General features: G+C 58.1%; 5 protein-coding genes. All 5 read right to left on the bottom strand.

Features of this window, described 5'->3' with window-relative positions:
* Positions 1-454: 454 nt before the first annotated feature.
* Entirely contained in the window at positions 455-1,489 is a 1,035-nt protein-coding gene (locus RE6C_RS01390; RefSeq protein ID WP_008653165.1) for a bile acid:sodium symporter family protein, read from the bottom strand.
* A 5-nt stretch (positions 1,490-1,494) separates the two neighbouring features.
* The gene (locus tag RE6C_RS01385) at positions 1,495-2,511 is read right to left on the bottom strand and encodes a sugar phosphate isomerase/epimerase family protein (RefSeq protein WP_008653164.1); all 1,017 of its coding nucleotides are present in this window, start codon (positions 2,509-2,511) and stop codon (positions 1,495-1,497) included.
* Positions 2,512-2,694: 183 nt separating this feature from the next.
* Positions 2,695-3,252: a hypothetical protein gene (locus tag RE6C_RS01380; RefSeq protein WP_008653163.1), complete on the bottom strand. Its 558-nt coding sequence runs from the start codon at positions 3,250-3,252 to the stop codon at positions 2,695-2,697.
* Positions 3,253-3,284: 32 nt separating this feature from the next.
* Positions 3,285-3,902, bottom strand: coding sequence for an imidazole glycerol phosphate synthase subunit HisH (gene hisH / locus RE6C_RS01375; protein ID WP_008653161.1), 618 nt, complete (start codon positions 3,900-3,902; stop codon positions 3,285-3,287).
* 243 nt (positions 3,903-4,145) lie between these two features.
* Positions 4,146-6,134: a RecQ family ATP-dependent DNA helicase gene (locus RE6C_RS01370; protein ID WP_008653159.1), complete on the bottom strand. Its 1,989-nt coding sequence runs from the start codon at positions 6,132-6,134 to the stop codon at positions 4,146-4,148.
* Positions 6,135-6,147: the final 13 nt, after the last annotated feature.

The following is a 6,147-nucleotide window of genomic DNA, read 5'->3' as shown; positions in this document are numbered from 1 at the left end:
TGTGGAAGGGAGGGCCCCTTTTGCCGAGCCCGATCGAGGTCGCACCGCCACAGGCAACCACCACCCGAAGTGAAAGGGGGCAGCCGGCCATCGAAACAAGCCCGACAACCGGCGGCCCGACGTACTCGCGTGTTGCCACGCGGTACCAATCTGAAAGTTTAATCGAAGCGAGCTTTTACCCAAGAGCCCGCCGTTGGAAATGCTGCGCAGAGGACGCCATGGAATCAAAAAATTTGAGATTTTTGATCGCTCACACTTGCCAGATTCATTACGGTCGCTCTCCCCAAACTTCGTTTCGGGAGAGGTGCGCCGTGTGTTAATCTGCCGAAAAGCGGCACCAGAAAACTGCACGACCCCCAACTTCGTCGGGGGAGAGGTGACTGAAAACATACGCACTGAAAAAGGCGGGGGAGATCTCAAATTTCGAACGGCTCACACAAAACCTGACCGCACATCACTCGGCGGAATCCTTCTTCCCCTTCGCCAACCAAGCATCGGCGACGACGGTGTCCCAGATCAATTGAGTGATGTGATAGATGATCATCGGCAACACGCTGACGCCCAGATCCATCGATGTTTGCAAACCGATCGCGAGCGTCTTTTGACTGGCCGAGAACCCCACCGCGATTTGAGTCTCGGGCCCGCGTCGCAAGATCCATCGCGTGAAGAGGATCCCGACTACCAAACACGCCAAGTGCATCGCCGATGCGGCGGCAATCAATTGGGCAAAGATCGCTGCACCGCCTTCCTGCGTGATGGCAACCAACTTGTCGGCGGTGGTCACGGCACCGAACACCACCATGATCAGGATGCCTCCCTGAGCCGCCCAGGACAACTTCGGCTTGGCTCGATCCGCCCACTCGGCCCATCCCCAATGCCGCATGCACTGGGCCAAGGTCAAAGGAGCCACCACCACCAATCCTAACTTGATCGCTTGACTCGCCAGCGTCTGGCCGCCCGTCCCGCTACCGCCGCTCCCGACTGCTGCGCCGATCTCCTGAAGCCCTCGAGTGAGTTCCGCCACCGCTTCGGTATCCGAGACCAACCACCATCCCAGCGGGATCACACCAACGCAGGCGAGGTTGGTCACCACCGTGGTCAGCATCGGGATCGAATCGTCACCGCCGGCGCGGCGTGTCCACACCATTGCGGAGGCGAGCGTGCATGGCACCAGCGACGCCACGTAGAACGACAACTTCCATTCAGGTGCGATCCATCCCGCAATCCACCATGCGGCCAAAGGGACCGCCACGGTGTTGAGGCTGACCGCTGCCAACACCGCGGTCGGCCGCCGCACCGCATCGGTCACCGAACGCAAAGGCAGGGTCATGCCCGAGGCCCACATCACGGCAAACACCACCGCACTGCGAAGCCAATCCTGTTCCGCCACCGGCCGAAGATAGTCGGCGGCGGTGAATCCAATCGCGAACAAGATCGCCAACGTCAGAAGAAACCCGTGCCGTCGTCCCCAGGCGAAAAGTGGTTTCATTCGGTTCAAGCCTGCATGGCTGCGTCTTGCTTCGCTGTTTCCACTGCTTTCGCGATCACGTCTCGCGATTTCTGGCAACCTTCCGCGGCAACCTTGTCAGCGGGCAGCTTCCAATACCCGGGGTTGAACAACTCCAACGAAAACGTGCCGACGAATCCATTGCGAAGCAACATGGCAATGGTGCCGACCAAGTCACACACTCCATCGCCCGGGTACACGCGATCCTTGTCAGCGATCACATCAATGGCGGGCTGACCGGGATAGTCGTTGATGTGGAACAGCGGCATGCGCGACGCTTCGATCATGCCCAGCGACGACATGTCATTGCCGCCTTTGTAGATGTGATAGAAATCCGGCAGCACCGCGGCGGACGGGTGAGCTGCCGCCGTCGAAACGTAAGCCAATTCTGCCAAACGATGCAGCACCGGCGAGAACCCCCAAAGCTCCAGCAACGGTGTCACGCCCATCGTATCACCAAGTTCTAAAATCGCCCGGTAACGCTCCCCAATTGTCTCAAGCGAAGGTGCACCGCCATCGCCAAGTTCTTCGGTTCGATGAACACCAATCGGAGGAGCGGCCATTTGTTTGCCGCCGAGCGAAGCGACCAACTCCATGTCCCGCTTGGCTTCGTCCAATCCAGCTTGGCGCGCCGCGGGATCATCGACGATCCAACGAGCAAAACCGATTGCGCCGACAACATTCAGTCCCGCATCGTCGAGCTGTTTCTTTAGATCGGAGACGCTGCCGCCACCATCGACATAGCTTCGCAGATCGCGAATCCATGGTTCGATTCCATCAAACCCAGCCTTGGCAACGACCTCGATTTGCTGGGGCACGGTCAAGTTGTGTCCGCGAAGCGTGCTGGTGTTCATCGCCAGCGGAGGCGTCGGAATCGCGTCGACCAACGAATTTGCCGCCGTCAGCGTCGCGGGTGACTCGGACGCGAAAAGGTGCGAGGTGGGCAGAGCGGCGACGGTGGTGGCCGCCAACAACGCTTGGCGACGAGGAAAGGTGTTCGACATCGAGGCAGCATCCTGAGGAATGAAAACCCACAGTGTATTTCAAATGAAGACCGAACGGTCGGTTGCTTTGCATTCGCTCCTAGCGGAGCGGCGCGAGCCGCCCGGTCTTCCCCTCTTAGCGGAGCGGCGCGAGCCGCCCGGTTCCACGTCACCGGAGAGCTCGCGCCCTTCCGCTACAAAACCCTAAGTCGCCCCGAGCAGATCATAGCTCCACTGCCGCGTTCGACCGCCAGCGGATTGATCCGGCACAAACCGTATTCCGCCATCGGCCCCCGACTGCCGAACCGACTGGGTTTGCCCCAACAAAGAACCGGGGAGCATGTTTTCTGCCGAGTACTGGGTCCCCAAATCGGCAACGAGATGCTCCTTGGCATCGGACGCGGTCATTCTCACTGCCCAGTCAAATCGAACGCGAGGTGATCCGGATTCGCTGTCATCCCCATTACCCTTTTCCAGCACTTGCACGCTGACACTGAAGTGACTGCTGCCGGCACAGCCGACTCCCAAAATCGTTGGCACGCCTTCGATGGTCTCGGTCGACAATTGCTGAAGTGCGGGTGAGGCGGGCCAATCCTGATCGGACGAACCTTCCACGCTGCGGGCTTCGACCACCTCGCCCGATTCCGACTGCCAGCGAACAACGTGGGCGTAGCGATCTTGTTGCCACTCAAACCGGATTTGCAAACTCCCGTTTTCGGTTTGCAATTGGTGTGCGGGAGGAGTCGAGATAGAAGAAGACATGCGAGTGTGCTCGTGGTTGGATGGCGAATGAATCAGGCAACTTCGACCGGTGAGGTCGCGAAACGCTGCATCAATCGCAGTCCGTCCCCCTGGCTCTTTTCGGGGTGGAACTGGGTCGCCATCAAATTGCCACGACGCACCGCGGCACAAAACTCGCCACCGTAATCACACGTCAGTGCGACCACCGATGGATCGGTCGGGCGAACGAAGTACGAGTGCACAAAGTAGAAATGTGTTCCGGATTGAATGCCGAGATCCGCGCCGGCGGCTTTCACGTCAACCGCGTTCCATCCCATGTGCGGGACTTTGAACTCGGCGGGCAATTCGAATGCAACCACATCGCCGCCCAAGACCCCGAGTCCTTCGTGGGTGCCGCCCTCGAAGCCTTGCTCGAACAACATTTGCAGACCCAGGCAGATTCCCAAAAACGGTTTGCCCGACGCGATGAAATCTTTGATCGGCTTCTCCAGATCACGACGACGAATCTCGCCAATCGCATCCCCAAACGCTCCTACGCCCGGAAGGATCAATCGTTCCGCCGCCGCGATTTGGCCAGCGTCGCTGGTGATCTCCGCCTCCACGCCCGAACGTTCCACCGCCTTTTGGACGCTGCGGAGGTTTCCCATTTGATAGTCGACGATGGTGATCATGGGTGCCAGTCTCAAAAGTGGTTTCGAGGGATTGTGGTTTTGAGGGAACTAGTCAAGGAATGTTGTGCAGCGGGTCGTTTTACAAAATCAGCTTGCGAGTCCTAACCCGACGCGTGACCGCATGTTGATTTACTCAGCCTTTAGCCGACGGGCGTTAGCCCCGGTTCTTTGGTGATGGAACCAAGGCTACCTCCGAAACGGCTCAGTAATTCAACAACCCGGCGAGCTAGTGATCACGACGAATCAGTTCGCCCTCATCGCCGCCAAAACGGTCGGGAAGGGAACCGATTCACAGACACCAAAGCCAAAATGCCGGTTCACGCGAAAACGCATGAAAGCGGGTGAATACAAGCCACACAGGAATTTGGCCCGATCGATCGGATCTGAAAAGAGGTCGGGATACTCCGCGATCGCATCGGACATCGCTTTTTGGGCAGAATCTCCGATCGAATCAGGCGGATTCAGCTGGGTATCCCACGGCCCCTCGCCGCGACAAGTTGAGCATTTTCCGCAGGGCCGCGAACGTCGCGAACCGAAATGAGCCGCCATCGCGACCGGCAAACACTCCTTGCAGGAAATGAACTCCATCATCGAATCGATGCGTTGCTGAGTCGCCTCCATCGACGCGTCAAACCGTTTCAGCAAGTGTTTCACCGTCGTCGCGGGTCGAGCGATCCGTTCTATCCAGCGGTACCCATGCATCAATTCGGAGGACTCCAACTCGATGATCCCAGACAATGACAATTCTTCCAGGGCCGCGACCAAGCGTGTTCGAGGCACGCGATACTGACGCGTTGCCACCACCAAATTGACGCGGTACGCCCGCTTGGCTTTGACCAGCGAAGCAACAATCGCCGACACAGCCTCCGGATCAATCGCCTCACTCCGCGAAACAATTTCAGAAATGTCGCACCTTGGTTTGACGCGGTAAACGTCATAACGAGCGGGCAGCAAGTCCAGGTGCCCGCGTTGCCGCAATTGAATCATGAACGTGCCGACCACGCCGGATGACAAGTTCACCTCCCAAGCCAACTTGCCCAACGCCAGATAAAACGAATCCGGTTGACCAATCAATCGATCCAACAAACGTTCCACGGACTCCTTTGTCGGCCAATCACTGCACGGCAAATTGCGAATCGCGACTTGGTCTTCGGGAACCAACCAAGTTTGACACTGGGTCGCTTTGCCATCCCGTCCGCCACGACCAATTTCTTGGCTGTACCCTTCCAGCGATGACGAAGGGTTGTAGTGAATCACTCGGCGAACATTGGGTTTGTCCACACCCATGCCAAAGGCCACAGTGCCGACCAAGATGCCGTTGTTGGATTCCAGGAACCACTGTTGAATGGATTCACGTTGCTCGCTGGTCAATCCCGCGTGATATGCCATCGCGGAAAGGCCCGCTTCACTTAGCGACTCAGCCAACTGTTCAGCAGTTCGACGTCGAGTGACGTAAACGATCGTGACGCCTTTGGTTCGAGACTTCGCCGCCTTGCGAAGTTGTTCCAACAATCGCTCGTCCCGCTCCTGTGAAGTCACCTGCATGCACTGCAGATGCAAGTTCGAACGATGCGTGGGAACCTTCACAACATCGGTTCGTTCCAACCCAAACGCCGATCGAATTTCACGAACAACACGTTGCGGCGCGGTCGCTGTCAGCGCGAGGACCTGCGGGATGCTGTGCTCCTCCACCACGTCCGGCAACCGCAGGTAATCGGGGCGAAAATGGTGCCCCCATTCGCTCATGCAGTGGGCTTCGTCGACCGCCAGCATCGAGATTGGTGTCTCGCCCAAGACCGCACGAAAACGCTCGTTGAAAAAGCGTTCCGGGGAAACGTACAGCAACTTGCAGTGGCCCGACCGAACTCGTTTCAAGTCCAAACGCAGTTCTTGCGGCGAAGCGGAATGATCCAGCCTCGCGACCTCGATGCCGCGCCGTTTCAGCGAGTCACCTTGATCCTTCATCAAAGCGACCAAGGGCGACACAACCACGGTCAGGTGCGGCAAGCATTGGCTGACCAGTTGGTAGCACAAGCTTTTGCCACTTCCCGTCGGCATCACCGCGACCACGTTGCGACCGTCAAACAGTCGCTCGATGACCTTCTTCTGCGGCGGTAGCAAACGATCAAATCCAAACGATTCGCTCAACACCCGCTCGGCGATTGCCCAGCGGGTTGAAAGCATGCTTGGATCAATGGAAGCATTTTCGGCGTCCGTGCCCGTTTCTTCCATCGTGACCAGTCAC

Source organism: Rhodopirellula europaea 6C (genome assembly GCF_000338295.1).
Lineage (GTDB): Bacteria > Planctomycetota > Planctomycetia > Pirellulales > Pirellulaceae > Rhodopirellula > Rhodopirellula europaea.
This window is presented reverse-complemented; position numbering and strand designations above follow the sequence as displayed.

Coding starts and splice junctions, on each gene's coding strand:
- RE6C_RS01390 (WP_008653165.1), bottom strand. CDS start 1,489: ATGAAACCACTTTTCGCCTGGGGACGACGGCACGGGTTTCTTCTGACG.
- RE6C_RS01385 (WP_008653164.1), bottom strand. CDS start 2,511: ATGTCGAACACCTTTCCTCGTCGCCAAGCGTTGTTGGCGGCCACCACC.
- RE6C_RS01380 (WP_008653163.1), bottom strand. CDS start 3,252: ATGTCTTCTTCTATCTCGACTCCTCCCGCACACCAATTGCAAACCGAA.
- hisH (WP_008653161.1), bottom strand. CDS start 3,902: ATGATCACCATCGTCGACTATCAAATGGGAAACCTCCGCAGCGTCCAA.
- RE6C_RS01370 (WP_008653159.1), bottom strand. CDS start 6,134: ATGGAAGAAACGGGCACGGACGCCGAAAATGCTTCCATTGATCCAAGC.